This is a genomic window from Streptomyces sp. CA-288835 (assembly GCF_050936385.1).
GTDB lineage: Bacteria > Actinomycetota > Actinomycetes > Streptomycetales > Streptomycetaceae > Streptomyces.
Window position 1 is genome coordinate 7,952,959 of sequence record NZ_JBNJMW010000001.1, and the last position, 20,488, is coordinate 7,973,446.

A 20,488-nucleotide genomic window follows, 5' to 3' on the forward strand; every position below is an offset into this window, starting at 1 on the left:
CGCACGGCGCGAAGGGACAGGTGGCTCCGCCACATGACCCTTCACACCGCACGCCGATCCCACGCACCGGACGCCGCTCCTTCCTCCACGGAGATCCATCAGCGGCGCCCTAGCGGTGCGTCCCCGCGCCGCGCCGGCCCGCCGGCATCGGGAGGTACTTCATGACCACTGCCGGAGACATCATGCACCGCGGTGCCCAGTGGATCCCCGCCCACGAGACCCTGGACCGCGCCGCCCAGCTGATGCGCGAGCTCAATGTGGGCGCGCTGCCCATCAGTGACGAGAACGAACGGCTCTGCGGCATCCTCACGGACCGCGACATCGTGGTCGGCTGCGTGGCCATGGGCCACGACCCGGCACGCGTCACCGCGGGTGAGATGGCCCAGGGCACACCGCGCTGGATCGACGCGAACGCCGATGTCAGCGAAGTGCTCGGCGAAATGCAGGGGCACCAGATCCGCCGCCTTCCTGTCATCGAGAACAAGCGTCTGGTCGGAATGATCAGCGAGGCCGATCTGGCCGCGCACCTGACGGACGAACAGCTCGCGCACTGGGCCGAGAGCGTCTACGCGAGGACCGCCACCGGCTGACGCCGGGATCCCGCCGCCACCGGGAACCCGCCCTCGTCCGGCCGGCCGTGCCGGACGAGGAGCGTCACGGCCGGTGTCACAGCCAGCCGTTGCGCTTGAAGCCTCGGTATAGGACGAAGCAGGCGGTGGCGATCACACCGAGCGTCAAGGGATAGCCCAACTTCCAGTGCAGCTCCGGCATGTGCTCGAAGTTCATGCCGTACACACCGCAGACCATCGTCGGCACGGCGATGAGTGCCGCCCATGCCGTGATCTTCCGCATGTCCTCGTTCTGCGCGACGCTGACCTGCGCGAGGTGCGCCTGCAGAATCGAGTTGAGCAGCTCGTCGAACGCGGCTATCTGCTCGGTCGCCCGCAGCAGATGGTCGGAGACGTCCCGGAAGTACGCCTGTATCTCCGGATCGACCACCCGTATCGGCCGGGTGGCGAGGTCCAGGAGCGGGCGGCTCAGGGGCGCCACCGCCCGCTTCAGCTCGAGGAGTTCACGCTTGAGCTGGTAGATACGCCCGGGGTCGGCCCGCGCGCCGCTCTCCTGGAACACATCCGTCTCGACCTGGTCGATGTCCGCCTGCACCGAGTCGGTGACGTTCAGATAGTCGTCGACCACATGGTCCGCGATCGCGTGCAGAACCGCGGCCGGTCCCTTGGCGAGCTGCTGGGGATCGGCCTCCAGCTCCTCGCGCAGCGGGCCCAGCGAACCGTGCCGGCCGTGCCGCACCGTGATCACGAAGTGGTGGCCGACGAACACCATGATCTCGCCGGTGTTCACCACCTCGCTGGTCGCGGTGAGTTCGGTGTGATCCACGTAGCAGACCGTCTTGAACACCGCGAACAGCGTCTCGCCGTACCGCTCCAGCTTCGGGCGCTGATGGGCGTCCACCGCGTCCTCGACCGCCAGCGGGTGCAGGTCGAAGAGCTCGGCGATGCCCGCGAATTCCAGCTCCGTCGGCTCGTGCAGCCCGAGCCAGACGAAACCGTCGCCGGCCTTGCTGACCTGCTCGACCGTCTCTACGAGATCGCGGCCGCCGGGCACTCTCGTCCCGTTCTCGTACGCCACGCAGTTCACCACCGCGGAGCCCAGCGGGGACCGGGCCGGGTGACTCAGGTCCACACGGGGGCGCCGCCGTGTCAGCCGCGCCACCTTGCGAAGGCCGCTGACCCTGCCCAGGCCCGTGACCTTCCGTAGATTCCCTGCCATCGACATCTGGAATCTCCTCGTGGATCTCCTCGCGCCGCACTCTGCGCCCGCCGCGGCCAGTCTGCCAGGCTGCTTCGACGGCGGGGAAAGCCTGTGGGAACGGAACATTCCGCTCCGGTAGTCCTGACGTGCGTCGCCGGGAGCGTCACCCATCACGGATAAGCGGGACAACTGGGATGATTCACGCATGACGCGAACCGACGGGTATCTCCTCGACAACCGGCAGACCGAGGCGGGGCAGCGCTTCGAGGCCCTCGCCACCCTCTTCGACCCCACGACGTTCCGCCACATCGAGCAGCTCGGCATCGGATCCGGCTGGCGCTGCTGGGAGGTCGGCGCGGGCGGCACATCCGTGGTGTCCTGGCTGGCCAAGAAGGTCGGCCCCACCGGACGAGTCGTCGCGACCGACATCGACACCTCGTGGGCGGCCTCGGCCACCCGGGCACCGGTCGAGGTGCGCGTTCACGACGTGAGTGTGGATGAGCCGCCGGGCGACGGCTTCGACCTCGTGCACGCCCGGCTCGTACTGTCCCATGTGCCGCACAGGGAAAGGGCGTTGCGGTCGATGATCCGAGCCCTGCGGTCCGGCGGACGGCTCCTGGTGGAGGACGCCGACCCATCCCTGCAACCGCTGCTCTGGCCCGACGAGCGCGGTACCGAGCAGCAACTGGCCAACCGGCTGCGCCACGCCTTCCGCCAACTGCTCGCCGAACGCGGCGCCGATCTCGCGTACGGCCGTCGGCTACCACGGCTGCTCCGCGAGGCCGGACTGCGACACGTGGAGGCCGACGCGTACTTCCCGATCACCTCGCCCGCCTGCGCCGCCCTGGAAACCGGGACGGTCCGCCAGGTCCGCGACCAACTCGTCGCGGCGGGCCACGTCACCGCCCAGGACATCGACCGACACCTGGCGAACGTGGCGGCAGGCGCCATGGACCTGGCCACGGCACCGCTGATCTCGGCGTGGGGGCGCAAGCCGTAACTCCGAAGCGGCGGCTGGAAAGAGCGGCCGTCACGTGTCTGTCCGAGGCCTCCCGCCCACCTGGCGGGCGGCCTGTCCGGCCAAACCCTTGCGGCGGCCGGAAGGGGGCCCCAGCCTGGGAGCATGACGGACAACTCGATACGTCTCGACCACGTCGTCCTCTGGGTGCGCGACCCCGTCGCCTCGGCCGACTTCTACGAGAAGACGCTCGGCATGGAGCCCCTCAGGGTCACCGAATTCGCCGCGGGGACGGCGTCGTTCCCTTCTGTACGCCTCAATGACGAAACCATCTTCGACCTCGCACCCCTGCCGCTGGCCGCACGCATGGACGCCGTCCCCGGGGCGGTGGAAAGCGCCGGCCACCCGGTCAACCACGTATGCCTGTCCCTCCCCGGTGAGGACTTCGACGCGCTCCGCGCTCGTCTCGAGGAGCGGGCCGTCCCGGTCTCGGACTTCTCGTACGACGCTTTCGGCGCCCGCGGAATGGCCAAGCGCAGCTTCTACTTCCGGGACCCGGACGGAAACATCTTTGAGGCGCGGCACTACGACTAGTCGGATATCGCCTAGCCGGATATCGCTTCGTCGGATATCGCCGTGCCTGCCTTGCGCTTGCCGCGGGTGAACAGCGCCAGTGCGCCCAGCGGCAGAAGCAGGCAGGCGGCGATGAGGTTGAGCCAGCCGTAGCCCGCCTGCGCGACGATGAGGCCCGCCGCCGCGCCGCCGACGCCCGCCGAGGTGTTCATGGTCAGGTCGGACAGCCCCTGTGCGGCGGCGCGCGCTGGCTGGGGCACGGAGTCCGTGAGAAGTGCGGAACCCGAGACGAGGCCGGCCGACCAGCCGAGGCCCAGCAGGAACAGCCCGGCGGCGCTCTGCCAGTGACTGCCGCCCGCGGTGCCCGCGAGCAGCGCCGCGCAGGCCAGCAGCCCCACGGCGAGGCCTATCACCGAGTAGCGCCCGAACCGGTCCGACAACCGCCCCATGATCGGCGAGAACGCGTACATGCCCGCGATATGGACGCTGATGACCAGTCCGATCAGATCGATGCTCGCGCCATGGTGATCCAGGTCGACCGGCGTCATCGACATGACCGAGACCATCGCCGTGTGCGAAACGGCAACCGTCACCAAGGCGAGACGGGCGCGCGAAGAGGCCCGTACCGCGGCCAGCCCGGCCCGTATGGAGCGCGCCTCCGCGGACTGCTCCGCGACCGGTGCGAGCGCGCGGGCGGTGAGGAGTGGATCGGGGCGCAGCAGCACGGTGACCACGAGCGCCGAGAGGAGGAAGACTCCGGACGCCCACAGGAAGGGGCCCGCCGTCTCCGGTATGCCGAGCCCGGAGACGCTGCGCCCCGCTGGTGCGGCGATGTTGGGGCCGAGGACCGCACCGATGGTGGTGGCCCATACGACGTTCGAGATGGCCCGGGCCCGTCGCTGGGGCTCGGCGAGGTCGGCGGCCGCGAAGCGTGCCTGCAGATTCGCGGACGAGGCCGCGCCGAACGCCGCCATGCCGAGCAACAGCAGCGGGAAGTTGCCGACGGCAGCGGCGATCACGCAGAGGCCCGCGCCCAAGGCACCGATGAGATAGGCCAGTACGAGCCCCGGGCGACGACCGCGCGCGGTCATCAGCGCGGCCAGCGGCATGGAGAGCACCGCCGTCCCCGTGACGGTCGCGGTGGGCGCGAGTCCCGCCAGCGACTCCGTGCCGCTGATGTCCTCGGCCAGTACGACGGCGAGCGCGATGCCCGTGGCGACGCCGAGCCCGCCCAGGATCTGACTGGCGATGAGCACAGCGGACGTACGGCGCTGCAGTGCTGACAGCGCTACCGCGTCGCCAGGCACGGTGGTCTGCCGCTCGACGGCGCTCATGGTGAACTCGCCGTGCCGGACGCGTGCACACGTGTGAAGGATGTGGTCACCGGCGCAGTCTCCCCCCTTTTCCCAACTCGGTCTTCCGAATTCGGGACGCCCTCAGAACAGCGGCTCCGGCAGCACCCCTTCCAGTGCCAGCAGCTTCCGCTTCGTCTCCAGCCCGCCCCCGAAGCCGCCGATGCCGCCGTCACTCTCGACGACCCGGTGGCACGGCACGACGACCGGCAGCGGATTGGCGCCCATGGCCATCCCCACGGCCTGCGCAGCGCCCGGCTGACCCACGCGGTCGGCCAGGTCGCCGTACCCCACGACCTTCCCGTACGGAACGCCGGACGCCAGCTCGTGCAGCACCTGGCGGTTGAACCCGGAGATCAGGGACCAGTCCAGCGGCAGCTCGAAGTCGTACCGGTCACCCGCGAAGTACGCCTGAAGCTGGCGTATCGCCTCGGCCAGCAGCGGGGAGTCGGGTGCCTCGACGGGCTTGGTGCCGAGCCGGGACTGCAGTCGGTCGAGCGCCTTGTCGCGCACCGCGTCCGTGGCGTGGAAGACGACGTTGACCAGGCCCTCGCCGGTCGCGGCCAGCAGCAGCGGACCGATGTCGCTGCTGACGACCGCCCACACCACCCGCTGCTCGTTCTGCCCATGGCTGTTCATGCGCTCCACCGTACGGCGCACCACTGACAATGCCGGTGGCGCGGACGCGAGCGGCGTCCGCGCCACCGGTGAGCGCTTCGGTCGAGAGCCTCAGAGCTCGTTCAGCGCCGCCCGGACCACGTCCGGCTTGTTCGTGATGATGCCGTCCACACCGAAGTCCGCGACGCGGCGCGCGCCGTCCGCGGTGTCGACGGTCCATGTGAAGATCTCCAGCGGCCTGCCGTGCGGTCCCCGGAGCGCGTGGATCGAGGAGACGTAGTCGGCCGAGATGGATGTGTGCGTCGCGTTGATCTGGTCGGCGAACTTCGCGTACGCGGGCAGATCCGCGACCGCCGGCGTGCCCAGGAAGCCCGTCTTGATGTCGGGCCGCAGCTCATGCACGGTCCGTACGGTGTCCGCGCTGAAACTCTGGATGACCAGCTTGCTCCGTACGTGGTGCGGACCCAGCCAGCCCTCGTTGCTGAGGACCTTGAGGGTCTCCTTCTCGATGCCCGGGTAGAGCTCGGGCTTCTTGATCTCCAGCACGAGCTTTTGGTGGTTGCGTGAAACCCGGTTCATGTACTGCTTCAGCGTCGGCACGCGCGCGCCCGCGTACTCGGCACTGAACCAGCTGCCCGCGTCCAGGCGCGCGATCTCCGCCGCGGTGAAGTCCGCGACCTTCCACGGAGCCCGGCCGGGGAAGACCTCCTCGACATTGGTCGTACGCGCCAGGTTGTCGTCGTGGATCACCACGAGCTCGCCGTCCTTGGTGCGCTGGACGTCGTTCTCGACCCAGCGGAAGCCCAGCTCCGCCGCCTTGTCGACGGCGGCCAGGGTGTTCTCCGGGGCGTAGGCGGAAGCACCGCGGTGGGCGACGACCAGCGGCTGGTCGTCGCCCACCGCGGCGTGAGCGGGGGAGAGGGGCAGAACAAGGGCGGCGGCTCCCAGGAGTGCTGTGGTCGTGCCGGCGGCAGCGCGCGCATGCATGCGTACTCCTTGCGTCTGTGGTCACGGGCCGCTCCAGCGTGACAGCGGAGTGTCAACAGGAGGGAGGTACAGGATGGCCACAGATTGAACGGAGTTGCCCGACGGCGATCACCAGTGCCGCACAACTGAGGCAAGGCCGTGTTTCTTTGCCGGAAAATCGTTCGAGGGCTCCGGAGGGGGTCATACTCTCTGCGTCAACCCTGGTCGCCATGGCGGTCCTGGGACGGGGGCATTGCACGAAATTCCGGGACGCAACAGGGCGGAAGGGCAGCCGCGCATGCAGGGCACGGTCGACGGATTCAGCTACGGACTCGTCACACCGCTGGTGGCGTACCTCATGGCCTGCCTCGGTGGTGCGCTCGGCCTGCGCTGCACCACCAGATCGATGCTGGTCGCCCACTCCTGGCGGCCCGGCTGGCTCGCGCTGGGCTCCGCGGCGATCGGCTCCGGCATCTGGACCATGCACTTCATAGCGATGATGGGTTTCTCCGTCCAGGAGACCCCCATCCACTACGACAAGCCGATCACGTTCGCGAGCCTCGGCGTCGCCATCCTCATGGTCGGCATCGGGATCTTCATCGTCGGCTACAAGGGGGCTTCCGGAACTGCCCTGTTCACCGGAGGCACCATCACCGGCCTAGGTATCGCCTCGATGCACTACCTGGGCATGGCCGGAATGCGACTAAACGGAAAGCTCGAGTACAACACCTTCACCGTCGCCGCCTCAGTAGTCATAGCCGTCGCGGCCGCGACCGCGGCGCTCTGGGCGGCGGGCCAGGTCCGCGGCTTCCTGTGGAGCGTGGGCGCGAGCCTCGTCATGGGCCTCGCCGTCAGCGGCATGCACTACACAGGCATGGCCGCGCTCAGCGTCCATCTGCACGGCACCACCAACGTCCCTGCCGGTGACTCGCCCGCGGCCCTGCTGGCCCCCATGCTGATCGGCCCTCTCACGTTCCTGTTGCTGGCCGGCGCCGTCGTGATGTTCGACCCGCTGATGGTCATGGGCAAGCCCGAGTGGAGCCCCGCCCAGAAGAAGCCCGGAATCCCCGCCCACATGGTCCGCCACACCGGCCGTCGGCCCACGACCCGCCCGCGCCGCCGCCCCGACCGCCCCGGCTCCAGGACCCCGCAGCGCTGGTGAGACGACCCGGTTGTCAGTGCGGAGTCGTACGGTGGATTCCATGCGGCCCGTATCCAAGATCGAACGCACGGTGGCGCCCTTCGAGGTCGTCAGCCCCTACTCGCCCAGCGGCGACCAGCCCGCTGCCATCGCCGAGCTTGAGCGGCGCATTCGCGCAGGTGAGAAGGACGTAGTCCTTCTTGGCGCGACCGGCACCGGCAAGTCCGCGACCACCGCGTGGATGATCGAGAAGCTCCAGCGCCCCACCCTCGTGATGGCGCCGAACAAGACCCTGGCCGCCCAGCTGGCCAACGAGTTCCGAGAGCTCCTGCCGAACAACGCGGTCGAATACTTCGTCTCGTACTACGACTACTACCAGCCCGAGGCATACGTCCCGCAGTCGGACACCTACATCGAGAAGGACTCCTCGATCAACGAGGAGGTCGAGCGCCTGCGCCACTCCGCGACCAACTCGCTGCTCACCCGCCGTGATGTCGTCGTGGTCGCCTCGGTCTCCTGCATCTACGGCCTCGGCACACCGCAGGAGTACGTCGACCGCATGGTCGCCCTCAAGATCGGCGACGAGATCGACCGGGATCAGCTGCTGCGCCGCTTCGTCGACATCCAGTACACGCGTAACGACATGGCCTTCGCCCGGGGCACCTTCCGGGTCCGCGGCGACACCATCGAGATCTTCCCGGTCTACGAGGAACTGGCCGTCCGCATCGAGATGTTCGGCGACGAGATCGAGGCCCTCTCCACGCTGCATCCGCTCACCGGCGAGGTCATCAGCGACGACGAGCAGCTGTACGTCTTCCCGGCATCCCACTACGTGGCGGGCCCGGAGCGCATGGAAAAGGCCGTCAACGGCATCGAGAAGGAACTCGAGGAGCGCCTCGCCGAGTTGGAGAAGCAGGGCAAGCTCCTGGAGGCCCAGCGGCTGCGCATGCGCACGACGTACGACCTGGAGATGCTCCGCCAGATCGGCTCCTGCTCCGGCGTCGAGAACTACTCGATGCACTTCGACGACCGCGAGCCCGGCTCCCCGCCCAACACCCTCCTCGACTACTTCCCGGACGACTTCATGCTGGTCATCGACGAGTCGCACGTCACCGTGCCGCAGATCGGTGCCATGTACGAAGGCGACGCCTCCCGTAAGCGCACGCTCGTCGACCACGGCTTCCGGCTGCCCTCCGCCCTGGACAACCGCCCCCTGAAGTGGGAGGAGTTCCAGGAGCGCATCGGACAGACCGTCTACCTGTCGGCAACGCCGGGACAGTACGAACTCTCCCGCTCCGACGGCCATGTCGAGCAGATCATCCGCCCCACCGGCCTCGTCGACCCGGAGGTCGTGGTCAAGCCCACCGAGGGCCAGATCGACGACCTGGTGCACGAGATCCGCAAGCGCACCGAGAAGGACGAGCGGGTCCTGGTCACCACACTCACCAAGAAGATGGCCGAGGACCTCACCGACTACTTCCTCGAACTGGGCATCCAGGTGCGCTACTTGCACAGCGACGTCGACACGCTGCGCCGAGTCGAACTGCTGCGGGAACTGCGTGCCGGAGAGTTCGACGTCCTGGTCGGCATCAACCTCCTGAGGGAGGGCCTCGACCTGCCCGAGGTCTCCCTGGTGGCGATCCTCGACGCCGACAAGGAGGGCTTCCTGCGCTCTGGCACCTCACTGATCCAGACCATCGGCCGCGCGGCGCGCAACGTCTCCGGCCAGGTCCACATGTACGCCGACAGGATCACCCCAGCGATGGAGAAGGCCATCGAGGAGACCAACCGCCGCCGGGAGAAGCAGGTCGCGTACAACAAGGAGAGGGGCATCGACCCGCAGCCCCTCCGAAAGAAGATCAACGACATCGTTGCGCAGATCGCCCGCGAGGACGTCGACACGGAGCAGCTGCTTGGCACGGGCTATCGCAACCTGAAGGACGGCAAGGGAGCCAAGGCCCCGGTGCCCGCGCTCGGTTCGCAGGCCGCCAAGGGAGCCAAGACCGCCAAGGGCAAGGCCAAGGAGACCGTGCCCACCGACCGCCCCGCCGCCGAACTCGCCGCGCAGATCGAGGAGATGACGGAGCGGATGCGCGCGGCGGCCGCGGACCTGCAGTTCGAGATCGCCGCCCGGCTGCGCGACGAGGTCTCGGAGATGAAGAAGGAACTACGCCAGATGAAGGAGGCGGGCATCGCCTGACCACCGCGGATGGCGCGCTGTGTTGCAAGACCGACACAAAGTGTGGGGCAGGCTTCGGCACTGTCAGTGCCCCTGCGTAGGGTTGCTGGTCAACCGCAGGTTTCTGCGGCAACAGGGGACGTTCGAGAGGGGAACAGCGCGTGACGGTCAACATGACCAAGGGTCAGGCCATCAGTCTGCAGAAGAACGACGGAGGCACCCTGACCGCGGTGCGCATGGGGCTCGGCTGGCAGGCGGCCCCGCGTCGCGGCCTGTTCGGCTCGCGCACCCGGGAGATCGACCTCGACGCCTCGGCCGTGCTCTTCGCGGACAAGCAGCCGGTCGACGTGGTGTTCTTCCGTCACCTCGTCAGCGACGACGGCTCCGTGCGCCACACCGGGGACAACCTCGTCGGCGGTGTCGGCCAGGGCGGCGACGACGAGGCCATCCTCGTCGACCTCGCACGCATCCCGGTCCACATCGACCAGATCGTCTTCACCGTGAACTCCTTCACGGGGCAGACGTTCCAGGAGGTACAGGACGCGTTCTGCCGGCTGGTCGACGAGACCAACGGCCAGGAGCTCGCCCGCTACACACTCGCGGGCGGCGGCCAGTACACGGCGCAGATCATGGCGAAGGTGCACCGCGCGGGCACCGGATGGCAGATGACCGCACTGGGTACGCCGGCCAACGGCCGTACGTTCCAGGACCTGATGCCCGCGATCCTGCCGCACCTCTAGACAGCCCGGCGCAGACGAAACGAGGGGGAGAAGGCGATGACGGCCGAGCTGGTGCGGGGACAGAACCATCCGCTGCCCCAAGCCCGACTCGAGGTCCGGGTGTCCGCCGGGAAGCCGATCGTGGCGGGGGCCACGCTCAGCGACGAGAAGGGCAAGGTGCAGGGCGTCGAGTGGGTGGCCCATCCCGGATCGCCCACACTGCCCGGCCTGGAGGTCTCCAAGCAGGCGGCGGCCGACCACCGTCTCGCCTTCGACCTGGACGCCCTCCCCGAGGCCGTGCACCGGGTCAGTGTGCTCCTCGCACTGCCGACCGGAGTCGGAGGCCCGGCCCGGTTCGGCTCCGTCGCCGCCCCCTTCGTGGCGGTCACCGGACTCGACGGGACCGAGATCGCCAGCTACACGATCACGGGCCTCGACGCCGAGACGGCCGTCGTCGCTCTTGAGCTGTACCGCAGGCAGGGTGCCTGGAAGGTGCGCGCGGTCGGCCAGGGGTACGCGGGAGGCCTCGCCGAACTCCTCACCGACCAAGGGCTGCCCCAGGCACCCCAACTCGCGAACGACATCAACGAAGCGGTGGCCCGCGGCCTGGCACGCTCGGTGGCCGCGTCTCCGCCGCGCACGGCCGACGGCGACCGCTCCCGGCACACCGCGGCATCCGCGCTGGGCCCCGACCAGGGCGGCCCCACCCCTCAGGGCGCCGCCGGGCACATATCGCAGCAGGCCGGCTACTCCGGAGGACCCGCTCAGCCGGATCCGGCCGCCGCCACGCAGCCTTCCATGCCAGGAAGCGGTGGTCCGGTCAACTACAGCCACCCCGCCCGGCAGGCCGCCGCGCCTCCGTCACCCCCGCCGACCGCGCCACCGGCCCAGCCCGGACAGCCCGCGCAGCCCGTCGCGGGCGACGCGACCGGCTGGTCCATGGAGGAGCGGCTCTACAACCAGGTGTGGGGCATGTTCGAGGACTTGGCCCGCACCACGGCCGCCTATCGCAGCGCCGTCGACTTCGCCGACTCACGTATGGAACAGGAGCTCGACAAGGTCCTGTCCGACCCGCGCAGCCGCATAGGCGGACAGGCGGACGCCGCGCGTGAGACGGCCCGCGCCAAGCATTCCCAGCTCGTCGACCAGGCCAGGGCCGCGCTCGACCGTGACCTCGCCCAGCTCAGCGCCGAAGCCGAAGTCGTCGAGCCCGCGCTGCCCCCGGCGTTCGCGCGCTGGGACAACCCCGTCTGGCAGGGATACCGCGTACCGATGGAGATCCCCATGGCCCTGCGCCTCGGCGACCTCCAGCTGCCCGAGAGTTCCGGCCTGAGCATCCCGATGCTGGTGCGGCTGCCGCTGGAGCGTGGCCTGTGGATCGACAGCGGCCGTGCCGGATCCCTCGACGGCTCGCTCGCCGACTCCGATGAACTGCGCCGCCTCGCCGTGGACACAGCGGTGGCGCTTGCCGCCCGGCTGCTCGCCGTGTACCCGGCGGGCGAGTACACGGTGCACGTCATCGACCCGGCGGGTTCCGGCGCCTCGTCGCTCGCCCCGCTCGTCCAGACCGGTGTGCTCCACAGCCCGCCCGCCGTCGGCGCCGCAGGTGTCACCGATGTCCTGGCCAGGCTCACCCAGCGCGTCGACCTCGTGCAGATGGCGATCCGCGCAGGCGCGGCCGACTCACTGCCGCCCGACCTCGACACGGCCGAGCAGCTGCTGATCGTCAATGACTTCCCGCACGGTTTCGACGACCGTGCGGTGACCCAGCTGCGCTACCTCGCGGACGAGGGACCGGCCGTCGGCGTCCACCTCATGCTGGTGGCCGACCGGGAGGACGCCGCCGCGTACGGACCGCTGCTCGACCCGCTCTGGCGCTCGCTTCTGCGCCTCACCCCCGTGCCCGACGACCACCTCGCCGACCCCTGGGTCGGGCATGCGTGGACGTACGAGCCCTCGCTCGTACCGCCCGGCAGTCAGGTGCTCCATCACGTCCTCACTCAGGTCGCGGAGGCCCGCCGCACCTGGAACCGCTGACGCTCCGCGGAGTCCGTCGCCTGACGGGTCACGCTCAGTGCCGCGTGTCGTCCCAAGCCTTGGTCAAGCCGTCTGACCAGTGCATTTGTCCTTTCCTTTGCCAATCTCTTTACCAATCCTTGGTGATTGGGGTACTGTTCTTCGTGCGGAGGGGAGTACTCCCTACCTACTGCGGCGTACCCGTCAATACGGATCTGGCCAGATCCCGGGGCGTCGGCCCGAAGGCAACAGGCGCTCATTGCGTCCCAGGAGCCCCGGGTGGAAGAGACCTCCGGCAGCGACGACGCTGACATTTGCCGTTACGTACTGCCGGAGGCGCAGTGGATGTTTCGACGACCCTTTGGGTCCTGACCATCGTGGGCCTTGCCGCCCTCATCGCGGTCGACTTCTTCATCGGCCGCAAACCCCACGACGTATCGATCAAGGAAGCCGGGATCTGGACGGTCGTCTGGATCGTCCTTGCCGTGCTCTTCGGACTCGGTCTGCTCGTCTTCTCGGGCGGCCAGCCCGCCGGAGAGTTCTTCGCCGGCTTCATCACCGAGAAATCGCTGAGCGTCGACAACCTCTTCGTCTTCGTCCTGATCATGGCGAAGTTCTCGGTGCCCTCGCAGTACCAGCAGCGGGTCCTGCTCGTCGGCGTGCTGATAGCCCTCGTGCTCCGGGCGATCTTCATCGCAGCGGGCGCCGCGATCATCGCGAGCTTCTCGTGGGTGTTCTACATATTCGGCGCGTTCCTCATCTACACCGCCTGGAAGCTGATCCAGGAGGCCAGGGCCGACGAGCCCGAGGAGGAGTGGGAGGAGAACAAGCTCCTCAAGGCCGTCGAGAAGCGCTTCGGGGTCGCCGACCGCTACCACGGCACCAAGCTGTGGATCCAGCAGAACGGCAAGCGGGTCATGACGCCGATGCTGGTCGTGATGCTCGCCATTGGTATGACGGACGTGCTCTTCGCGCTCGACTCGATCCCGGCGATCTTCGGCCTGACCCAGGACCCGTACATCGTGTTCACGGCCAACGCGTTCGCGCTGATGGGCCTCAGGCAGCTGTACTTCCTGATCGGCGGCCTGCTGAAGAAGCTGGTCCACCTGTCGTACGGTCTGTCGGTCATCCTCGGCTTCATCGGCGTCAAGCTCGTGCTGCACGCGCTGCACGAGTCCGGCGTCCACGTCCCCGAGATCTCCATACCGGTCTCGCTCGGTGTGATCTGCGCGGTCCTGATCATCACCACGATCACCAGCCTGATGGCCTCCAAGAAGCAGGCGGCGGCCGAGGCGGCCCAGAAGGAGACCGAAGGCACTCCGAAGGACAGCATCGAGGCCTGAGCCTGACGGCGTTGAAAGCAGCGACAACTAAGCGGCCTCGGGGCGTGCATCACTGCCCCGAGGCCACTTGGCGCCGGGAGCGAAGTTCGGCGCCCTGCCGACGGCCGCTCCCGGTGCTCGCTTCCGTCCTGCATCCGCCCCTCCCAGAGGGCGACGTGCGCTGAGGCGGCCGCCGCGAGCCGCCGCGCGGGCGGAGGCTCGGCCTCCGATCAGTACGTGACCGTGATGCGCCGGGCCGGGCCGTCCACGCGGACCAAGCCCCCGTAGGGGACGACCAGTTGCGGATCGGTGTGACCGAAGTCCACGTCGAAGACGATCGTCATGTCGGGGGCGTACACGCGCAGGGCGCGCAGGACGGCCTCACGCTGTTCGGTGGCGTAACGGGCGCCCTCCTCAGGGCTATTGGGACGCTCAAAGGACCAGGCCTTGGCCCGGCCCATCAGAAGCGCGGAGAAGCGCTGGAGCAGCCCGCGTTCGCCCATGTTCCGCAGGGTGCGGAAGACTTCCTCGCCGCTCGGCATCTCCTCCGACGTCTCCATGAGCAGCACTCCGCCGTCGAACTCAGAGAGATCGCGCGGGATCTCCCGGTCGGCCATCAGCAGCCAGCCGACGATCTCCAGACAGCCGCCCCAACTGCGGCCCTCCACCACCCGGTCGGGGTTCACCCACGTCCATCCGGTGCCAGGCAGCATCTCCGGTTCGGCGTCGAAGGTCGCAGGGTCCGCCCAGTCACGGTTGACGTCGTTCCAGCGGTCGGCGGGTTTCAACTCGTACTCGCCCGACGTGAACAGCGCCGCCCGCAGCGACTCCGCCGTCAAGGGGTCCATGGCGACCGGGCGGCCCAGCGCGGTCATCACCGGCGCGCCGTGATAGCCGACGATGCCCGTGTTGCGCAGGAACATCAGCAGGTTCGTGTTGTCGCTCATGCCGAAGAACGGCTTTGGGTTCGCGCGGATCAACTCCCGGTCCAGCAGCGGAAGTACGGTGATCTGGTCGTCGCCGCCGATCGACGCGAAGACCGCCTTGACCGTCGGATCGGCGAACGCCGCGTGGATGTCGTCGGCCCGCGCGCGAGGTGTCGCGCCCATCATGCGGGTCGTCGGGTACTCGACCGGTTCGAGGCCGTACTCCTTGCGCAGCCGCTCCAGGCCCAGTTCGTAGGGGAGCGGGAAGAGACCGGGGAGCCCCGCGGACGGCGAGATGACGGCGATGCGGTCGCCGGGCGACGGCTTGGGCGGATAGGTCGGTGGCGTCATGACCGGAGCGTACGAGCCGTCACCGCTTCGGCGCACCGTGATAAACCGAGTCCGAGCAGCAGACCCGAGCAGCAGAGCTGAAAGGCTCCCTCGGGCGACCGACCAGCCGACAGAACCGGAGGAGCAGTGCCCCGCACCCTCGCCACCGCCCCGATCATGATCCTCAACGGCCCCAACCTCAACCTCCTGGGGCAGCGCCAGCCGGAGATCTACGGCTCGGACACACTCGCCGACATCGAGGTGATGTGCGCCAAGGCGGCGGCCACGTACGGCGGCACGGTGGACTTCCGACAGTCCAACCACGAGGGCGAGTTGGTCGACTGGATCCACGTGGCCCGTCGGAACCATGCCGGCATCGTGATCAATCCCGGCGCCTACTCGCACACCTCCGTCGCGATCCTGGACGCCCTCAACACCTGTGACGACATGCCCGTGTTGGAGGTCCACATCTCCAACATCCACAAGCGTGAGGAGTTCCGGCACCACTCGTATGTTTCGCTTCGTGCCGACGGGGTCATCGCGGGCTGTGGCGTGCAGGGTTATGTGTTCGGGGTCGAACGGGTCGCGGCGCTGGTGGGAGCGGGTCGGGCGGAAGCCTGACGCCTGGGCCGCACAGGGCGGGCCCGGTTCTCGAGAGCCAGCCGCAGGTGTTCCCGTGACGCCACGGTGGTGGCCGGCCGCCGGACGTCGACCGGCCGCCACCGTGGTGGGCCGCCGGCCCGAGGGCGGGGATCGGGTGGCCGGCTGCCCCTCCGCTCAGGAGCCGTCTTCCTGCGCGGGCTGCCTCCAGTGGACCGCGCCGCCACGTGCGCCGGGAGCGCGTGCGTGACACCGGCGTGTGCGCTCGGTTCACACGGGGCGCGCGACGGCGCGCGCCCGCGACACGCGCGTCCCCGGTGGACGAGTCGCCAGCGCCAAGCCGCGCCCGACGAACAACCGGATCACCAACTCACTGCCGAAGCCGGGCAGTTCACCAGCCCCGAGCGTGCCATTCCGGCAGATGCGGCCGCTCCGCGCCCAACGTGGTGTCGTTGCCGTGCCCCGGGTAGACCCATGTCTCGTCCGGCAGCACGTCGAAGATCTTCGTCTCCACATCGTGGATCAGGCTGACGAACGCCTTTGGATCCTTACGGGTGTTGCCGACGCCACCGGGGAAAAGACAGTCACCCGTGAAGACATGGGGATGCCCATGCGGATCGTCGTAGACGAGCGCGATCGAGCCGGGCGTGTGTCCCACCAGGTGGCGCGCGGTCAGCTCCACGCGCCCCACCCGGATCGTGTCGCCGTCGTCGACCAGGACGTCGGTCGGTACGGGAATGCCCTCCGCGTCGTCCCGACCCGCGTGCGTACGCGCGCCCGTGGCCGCGACGACCTCCGCGAGTGCCTGCCAGTGGTCGCCGTGCCGATGAGTGGTGACCACGGACGCGATGCCGTCGGCTCCAATCAGCGTGAGCAGTGTCCCGGCGTCGTTGGCCGCGTCGATCAGCAGCTGTTCGTCGGTGGCCCGGCAGCGCAGCAGATAGGCGTTGTTGTCCATCGGGCCGACCGCGACCTTGGAGATCATCAGGTCCTGCAACTCGTGCACATCCGCAGGGCCGCCGACCTTCACCGCTCCGCTGTACGTCATGTTGTTCAGCCTATAGCGGGGGGAGTGCGGGGAGCGGTCCGCCTTCGGTGGTCAGCACGGATCCGTCGCGGCGGCCGCAGAGCCAGCCGAGGAGGTCCGCCTGGCGCCCTGTGACGGTGATCTCCGGCTCGGTCGCCACTCTTCCCGTGCTCCACGCGCGCGTGCCGTCCGTGACGCGTGTGGGCGGCACTTCGGGATGCCCGGTGAAGCGTTCGGCGAGGAAGCCGATCTCCCGTTCAGTGAACTCCTCCGGCAGATCCTCCAGCTCGTACCCGATCCCCAGATCGACGTGATGCAGCTCCACCTCGACCCACCGCCGGAACGGCACCCGGGATGCCGCGTCAGTGACGCCGTTGCGCAGCAGCACCGTGCGGGACCAGTCCGCAGGCGCGGCGCCCGTCGCCTGGAAGCGGGCCGCGCTCTCGCGTACGTCGGCGAGCTGGACGTCCAGCGGCCTGGGCGCGTCCCGCTCGATGTCGGTGTCGCGGGCGTCGGCCGAGGCGTACATGGGGCGCCCTTCGAGGACGTTCACGAGCGCGTCCGCGTTGCGGGCGAGGTGAGCCAGGATGTGGCCGCGGCTCCAGCCGGGCAGCCGGGACGGCTCGGCCACGGAGGCATCGTCGAGTTTGGCCGCTGCGGTGAGCAGCCGTTCGGTCGCGTCACGTACTGACGCCAGGTCGCGCACATGATCGTTCATGGCAACGACCCTAGCCTCGCAACACGTTCGGGTGAAGGTGGCGGACCGCCCCTGCAAATCGAATGCGCGTGCTATAGGCTCAGGCGCGGCGTCGGGCATGCTGGATGGCCCGGGATTGTTACCAACCAGGGAAACCAACCGGCGCTGTCAGTGGCTCCCCCTAGTCTGAAAAAAGACGGGGGCCCCGCCCCTGTCACTTCTCTCAAGAAAGGTGCGGACCGGCGTGGCCGACCGTCTCATCGTCCGTGGGGCGCGCGAGCACAACCTCAAGAACGTCTCGCTCGACCTCCCGCGCGACTCGCTCATCGTCTTCACGGGTCTGTCCGGGTCGGGCAAGTCCTCGCTCGCGTTCGACACGATCTTCGCCGAAGGACAGCGGAGGTACGTCGAGTCGCTGTCCTCGTACGCCCGGCAGTTCCTCGGGCAGATGGACAAGCCGGATGTCGACTTCATCGAGGGACTGTCGCCGGCTGTCTCCATCGACCAGAAGTCGACCTCGCGCAACCCGCGCTCGACGGTCGGCACCATCACCGAGGTCTACGACTACCTCCGCCTGCTCTTCGCGCGCATCGGCAAGCCGCACTGCCCTGAGTGCGGCCGCCCCATCTCGCGCCAGTCGCCACAGGCGATCGTGGACAGGGTCTTGGAGCTGCCCGAAGGGAGCCGTTTCCAGGTCCTGTCGCCCCTGGTGCGTGAGCGCAAGGGCGAGTTCGTCGACCTCTTCGGTGATCTCCAGACCAAGGGTTACAGCCGCGCCCGGGTCGACGGAGAGACGATCCAGCTCTCCGAACCGCCGAAGCTGAAGAAGCAGGAGAAGCACACCATCGAGGTGGTCGTCGACCGCCTCACGGTGAAGGAGGGCGCCAAGCGCCGCCTCACGGACTCCGTGGAGACCGCGCTCGGCCTGTCCGGCGGCATGGTCGTACTCGACTTCGTCGACCTCCCTCAGGACGACCCCGAGCGCGAGCGCATGTACTCGGAGCACCTCTACTGCCCGTACGACGACCTGTCCTTCGAGGAGTTGGAGCCCCGCTCCTTCTCCTTCAACTCGCCCTTCGGCGCCTGCCCGGAGTGCACGGGTATCGGTACGCGCATGGAGGTCGACCCCGAGCTGATCGTCCCCGACGAGGAGAAGTCCCTCGACGAGGGAGCCATCCACCCCTGGTCCCACGGGCACACCAAGGACTACTTCGGGCGGCTGATCGGAGCCCTCGCCAACGCGTTGGGATTCCGGACCGACATCCCCTTCGCGGGCCTCCCGCAGCGCGCCAAAAAGGCCCTCCTGCACGGGCACAAGACGCAGATCGAAGTGCGGTACAGAAACCGCTATGGGCGCGAGCGCGTCTACACCACGCCCTTCGAAGGGGCCGTTCCCTTTGTGAAGCGGCGGCACAGCGAGGCCGAGAGCGACGCGAGCCGCGAGCGCTTCGAGGGCTATATGCGCGAGGTGCACTGCCCCACCTGTGAGGGCACACGCCTGAAGCCCCTCATCCTCGCGGTCACCATCCTGGGCAAGTCGATCGCCGAAGTCTCCGCGATGTCCATCAGCGACTGCGCGGAATTCCTGGGCGAGATGAAGCTCAACGCGCGCGACAAGAAGATCGCCGAGCGCGTCCTGAAGGAGGTCAACGAACGGCTGCGGTTCCTCGTCGACGTAGGCCTCGACTACCTCTCGCTGAACCGCGCGGCCGGCACCCTCTCCGGCGGCGAGGCCCAGCGCATCCGCCTGGCCACCCAGATCGGCTCCGGGCTCGTAGGCGTTCTGTACGTGCTGGACGAGCCCTCCATCGGCCTGCACCAGCGCGACAACCACCGCCTCATCGAGACCCTGGTCCGGCTGCGGGACATGGGCAACACACTCATCGTCGTCGAACACGACGAGGACACGATCAAGGTCGCCGACTGGATCGTGGACATCGGCCCCGGCGCGGGGGAGCACGGCGGCAAGGTCGTGCACAGCGGCCCCCTGAAGGAGCTGCTGGCCAACCCGGAGTCAGTGACCGGGCAGTATCTGGCGCGCAAGAAGGAGATCGCGCTCCCGGAGATCCGCCGCCCCGCCGACCCGGTCCGCAAACTCACCGTGCACGGCGCCCGCGAGAACAACCTCCAGGACATCGACGTGTCCTTCCCCCTGGGCGTCCTCACGGCCGTCACGGGCGTCTCGGGCTCCGGAAAGTCGACGCTCGTCAACGACATCCTCTACACCCACCTGGCCCGCGAGCTGAACGGCGCCCGGAACGTTCCCGGGCGGCACACGCGCGTGGACGGAGACGACCTCGTCGACAAGGTCGTACACGTCGACCAGTCGCCCATCGGCCGTACGCCCCGGTCGAACCCGGCGACGTACACCGGAGTCTTCGACCACGTCCGCAAGCTGTTCGCCGAGACGACCGAGGCGAAGGTCCGCGGCTATATGCCGGGGCGCTTCTCCTTCAACGTCAAGGGCGGCCGCTGCGAGAACTGCTCCGGTGACGGCACCATCAAGATCGAGATGAACTTCCTGCCGGACGTGTATGTCCCCTGCGAGGTCTGCCACGGGGCGCGCTACAACCGGGAGACCCTGGAGGTCCACTACAAGGGCAAGTCCATCTCCGAGGTCCTGGACATGCCCATCGAGGAGGCCCACAGCTTCTTCGAGGCCGTGCCCGCGATCGCCCGACACCTGAGAACCCTCAACGACGTCGGTCTCGGCTATGTCCGCCTCGGCCAGCCCGCGCCGACCCTCTCCGGAGGCGAGGCCCAGCGCGTGAAACTGGCCTCCGAACTCCAGAAGCGGTCGACGGGACGCACGGTCTACGTACTGGACGAGCCGACCACCGGTCTGCACTTCGAGGACATCAGCAAGCTGATCTCGGTCCTCTCGGACCTGGTCGACAAGGGCAACACGGTCATCGTCATCGAGCACAATCTCGATGTCATCAAGACTGCGGACTGGGTCGTCGACATGGGCCCCGAGGGCGGCAGCGGAGGCGGCCTCGTCATCGCCGAGGGCACGCCCGAGCAGGTCGCGGGGGTACCGGCCAGCCACACCGGCAAGTTCCTGCGCGAGATCCTGCAGCCGGAGAAGATCAGCGACGCTGCGGGTTCGGCGAAGGCACCATCAAAGAAGGCTGTGAGCCGCAGGAAGGCGACGGCGCGCTCCGCTGGTTAGGCGGTTCGACGGCTGCGGGTTGGCTGTGGTTGCTCGCGCCCCGCGGCGGAGCCGCATATGTCACAGCCCCGCGCCCCTGAAGGGGCGCTGCGGAACCGCCGGCCACAATGAACCCGCAGCCG

Annotated in this window: 17 protein-coding genes; 10 read left to right on the forward strand and 7 right to left on the reverse strand. The window is 68.6% G+C overall.

The window, feature by feature from the left end; all coding sequences use genetic code 11:
* Positions 1 to 161: 161 nt before the first annotated feature.
* Positions 162 to 590: a CBS domain-containing protein gene (locus ACQEVY_RS35875; RefSeq protein ID WP_328772409.1), complete on the forward strand. Its 429-nt coding sequence runs from the start codon at positions 162 to 164 to the stop codon at positions 588 to 590.
* Between the two features lie 76 nt (positions 591 to 666).
* Here the strand turns inward: ACQEVY_RS35875 and ACQEVY_RS35880 are convergent, their stop codons facing one another.
* Positions 667 to 1,794, reverse strand: coding sequence for a magnesium and cobalt transport protein CorA (locus tag ACQEVY_RS35880; RefSeq protein ID WP_432953637.1), 1,128 nt, complete (start codon positions 1,792 to 1,794; stop codon positions 667 to 669).
* 181 nt (positions 1,795 to 1,975) lie between these two features.
* On the opposite strand from ACQEVY_RS35880, the gene ACQEVY_RS35885 reads away from it, so the two are divergent.
* Both ACQEVY_RS35885 and ACQEVY_RS35890 read left to right on the forward strand, forming a co-directional pair.
* A complete protein-coding gene (locus ACQEVY_RS35885; RefSeq protein ID WP_432953639.1) occupies positions 1,976 to 2,770 on the forward strand; it encodes a methyltransferase domain-containing protein in 795 nt (264 codons plus the stop codon).
* A 123-nt stretch (positions 2,771 to 2,893) separates the two neighbouring features.
* Complete coding sequence (locus ACQEVY_RS35890) at positions 2,894 to 3,322, forward strand: VOC family protein (RefSeq protein WP_432953641.1); 429 nt, start codon at positions 2,894 to 2,896, stop codon at positions 3,320 to 3,322.
* 11 nt (positions 3,323 to 3,333) lie between these two features.
* On the opposite strand, the gene ACQEVY_RS35895 is transcribed toward ACQEVY_RS35890, so the two are convergent.
* The 3 genes from ACQEVY_RS35895 to ACQEVY_RS35905 all read right to left on the reverse strand — a co-directional run bounded on the left by ACQEVY_RS35895 (position 3,334) and on the right by ACQEVY_RS35905 (position 6,258).
* Positions 3,334 to 4,635 (reverse strand): MFS transporter, encoded by a 1,302-nt coding sequence (locus ACQEVY_RS35895; RefSeq protein WP_432953642.1) that lies wholly within the window; start codon positions 4,633 to 4,635, stop codon positions 3,334 to 3,336.
* A gap of 102 nt (positions 4,636 to 4,737) precedes the next feature.
* Complete coding sequence (locus tag ACQEVY_RS35900) at positions 4,738 to 5,292, reverse strand: methylated-DNA--[protein]-cysteine S-methyltransferase (RefSeq protein ID WP_432953644.1); 555 nt, start codon at positions 5,290 to 5,292, stop codon at positions 4,738 to 4,740.
* Between the two features lie 90 nt (positions 5,293 to 5,382).
* On the reverse strand, positions 5,383 to 6,258 hold the full coding sequence (locus tag ACQEVY_RS35905) for a glycerophosphodiester phosphodiesterase (protein ID WP_432953646.1): 876 nt from the start codon (positions 6,256 to 6,258) through the stop codon (positions 5,383 to 5,385).
* Between the two features lie 277 nt (positions 6,259 to 6,535).
* On the opposite strand from ACQEVY_RS35905, the gene ACQEVY_RS35910 reads away from it, so the two are divergent.
* The 5 genes from ACQEVY_RS35910 (at position 6,536) to ACQEVY_RS35930 (ending at position 13,635) form a co-directional block, all read left to right on the forward strand.
* On the forward strand, positions 6,536 to 7,399 hold the full coding sequence (locus tag ACQEVY_RS35910; protein ID WP_432953648.1) for an MHYT domain-containing protein: 864 nt from the start codon (positions 6,536 to 6,538) through the stop codon (positions 7,397 to 7,399).
* Positions 7,400 to 7,439: 40 nt separating this feature from the next.
* Complete coding sequence (gene uvrB / locus ACQEVY_RS35915; protein WP_432953650.1) at positions 7,440 to 9,578, forward strand: excinuclease ABC subunit UvrB; 2,139 nt, start codon at positions 7,440 to 7,442, stop codon at positions 9,576 to 9,578.
* Between the two features lie 140 nt (positions 9,579 to 9,718).
* Positions 9,719 to 10,297, forward strand: coding sequence for a TerD family protein (locus tag ACQEVY_RS35920; RefSeq protein ID WP_151478427.1), 579 nt, complete (start codon positions 9,719 to 9,721; stop codon positions 10,295 to 10,297).
* Positions 10,298 to 10,333: 36 nt separating this feature from the next.
* Positions 10,334 to 12,313, forward strand: a complete 1,980-nt coding sequence (locus ACQEVY_RS35925; RefSeq protein WP_432953652.1) for a TerD family protein — start codon at positions 10,334 to 10,336, stop codon at positions 12,311 to 12,313.
* 320 nt (positions 12,314 to 12,633) lie between these two features.
* A complete protein-coding gene (locus ACQEVY_RS35930; protein ID WP_432953653.1) occupies positions 12,634 to 13,635 on the forward strand; it encodes a TerC family protein in 1,002 nt (333 codons plus the stop codon).
* A gap of 209 nt (positions 13,636 to 13,844) precedes the next feature.
* Here the strand turns inward: ACQEVY_RS35930 and ACQEVY_RS35935 are convergent, their stop codons facing one another.
* The gene (locus tag ACQEVY_RS35935) at positions 13,845 to 14,891 is read right to left on the reverse strand and encodes a S66 family peptidase (RefSeq protein WP_432953655.1); all 1,047 of its coding nucleotides are present in this window, start codon (positions 14,889 to 14,891) and stop codon (positions 13,845 to 13,847) included.
* 126 nt (positions 14,892 to 15,017) lie between these two features.
* Between ACQEVY_RS35935 and aroQ the strand changes: the two genes are divergently transcribed.
* Positions 15,018 to 15,491, forward strand: a complete 474-nt coding sequence (gene aroQ, locus ACQEVY_RS35940; protein WP_165342586.1) for a type II 3-dehydroquinate dehydratase — start codon at positions 15,018 to 15,020, stop codon at positions 15,489 to 15,491.
* A gap of 370 nt (positions 15,492 to 15,861) precedes the next feature.
* Here aroQ and ACQEVY_RS35945 read toward each other — a convergent pair whose 3' ends face one another.
* Entirely contained in the window at positions 15,862 to 16,518 is a 657-nt protein-coding gene (locus ACQEVY_RS35945; RefSeq protein WP_432953657.1) for an MBL fold metallo-hydrolase, read from the reverse strand.
* A gap of 10 nt (positions 16,519 to 16,528) precedes the next feature.
* Positions 16,529 to 17,215, reverse strand: coding sequence for a maleylpyruvate isomerase family mycothiol-dependent enzyme (locus tag ACQEVY_RS35950; RefSeq protein WP_432953658.1), 687 nt, complete (start codon positions 17,213 to 17,215; stop codon positions 16,529 to 16,531).
* A 223-nt stretch (positions 17,216 to 17,438) separates the two neighbouring features.
* Here ACQEVY_RS35950 and uvrA point away from each other — a divergent pair, with 223 nt between their 5' ends.
* Positions 17,439 to 20,366, forward strand: coding sequence for an excinuclease ABC subunit UvrA (gene uvrA, locus ACQEVY_RS35955; protein WP_432953660.1), 2,928 nt, complete (start codon positions 17,439 to 17,441; stop codon positions 20,364 to 20,366).
* Positions 20,367 to 20,488: the final 122 nt, after the last annotated feature.

Coding starts and splice junctions, on each gene's coding strand:
- ACQEVY_RS35875 (WP_328772409.1), top strand. CDS start 162: ATGACCACTGCCGGAGACATCATGCACCGCGGTGCCCAGTGGATCCCC.
- ACQEVY_RS35880 (WP_432953637.1), bottom strand. CDS start 1,794: ATGTCGATGGCAGGGAATCTACGGAAGGTCACGGGCCTGGGCAGGGTC.
- ACQEVY_RS35885 (WP_432953639.1), top strand. CDS start 1,976: ATGACGCGAACCGACGGGTATCTCCTCGACAACCGGCAGACCGAGGCG.
- ACQEVY_RS35890 (WP_432953641.1), top strand. CDS start 2,894: ATGACGGACAACTCGATACGTCTCGACCACGTCGTCCTCTGGGTGCGC.
- ACQEVY_RS35895 (WP_432953642.1), bottom strand. CDS start 4,635: ATGAGCGCCGTCGAGCGGCAGACCACCGTGCCTGGCGACGCGGTAGCG.
- ACQEVY_RS35900 (WP_432953644.1), bottom strand. CDS start 5,292: ATGAACAGCCATGGGCAGAACGAGCAGCGGGTGGTGTGGGCGGTCGTC.
- ACQEVY_RS35905 (WP_432953646.1), bottom strand. CDS start 6,258: ATGCATGCGCGCGCTGCCGCCGGCACGACCACAGCACTCCTGGGAGCC.
- ACQEVY_RS35910 (WP_432953648.1), top strand. CDS start 6,536: ATGCAGGGCACGGTCGACGGATTCAGCTACGGACTCGTCACACCGCTG.
- uvrB (WP_432953650.1), top strand. CDS start 7,440: ATGCGGCCCGTATCCAAGATCGAACGCACGGTGGCGCCCTTCGAGGTC.
- ACQEVY_RS35925 (WP_432953652.1), top strand. CDS start 10,334: ATGACGGCCGAGCTGGTGCGGGGACAGAACCATCCGCTGCCCCAAGCC.
- ACQEVY_RS35935 (WP_432953655.1), bottom strand. CDS start 14,891: ATGACGCCACCGACCTATCCGCCCAAGCCGTCGCCCGGCGACCGCATC.
- ACQEVY_RS35945 (WP_432953657.1), bottom strand. CDS start 16,518: ATGACGTACAGCGGAGCGGTGAAGGTCGGCGGCCCTGCGGATGTGCAC.
- ACQEVY_RS35950 (WP_432953658.1), bottom strand. CDS start 17,215: ATGAACGATCATGTGCGCGACCTGGCGTCAGTACGTGACGCGACCGAA.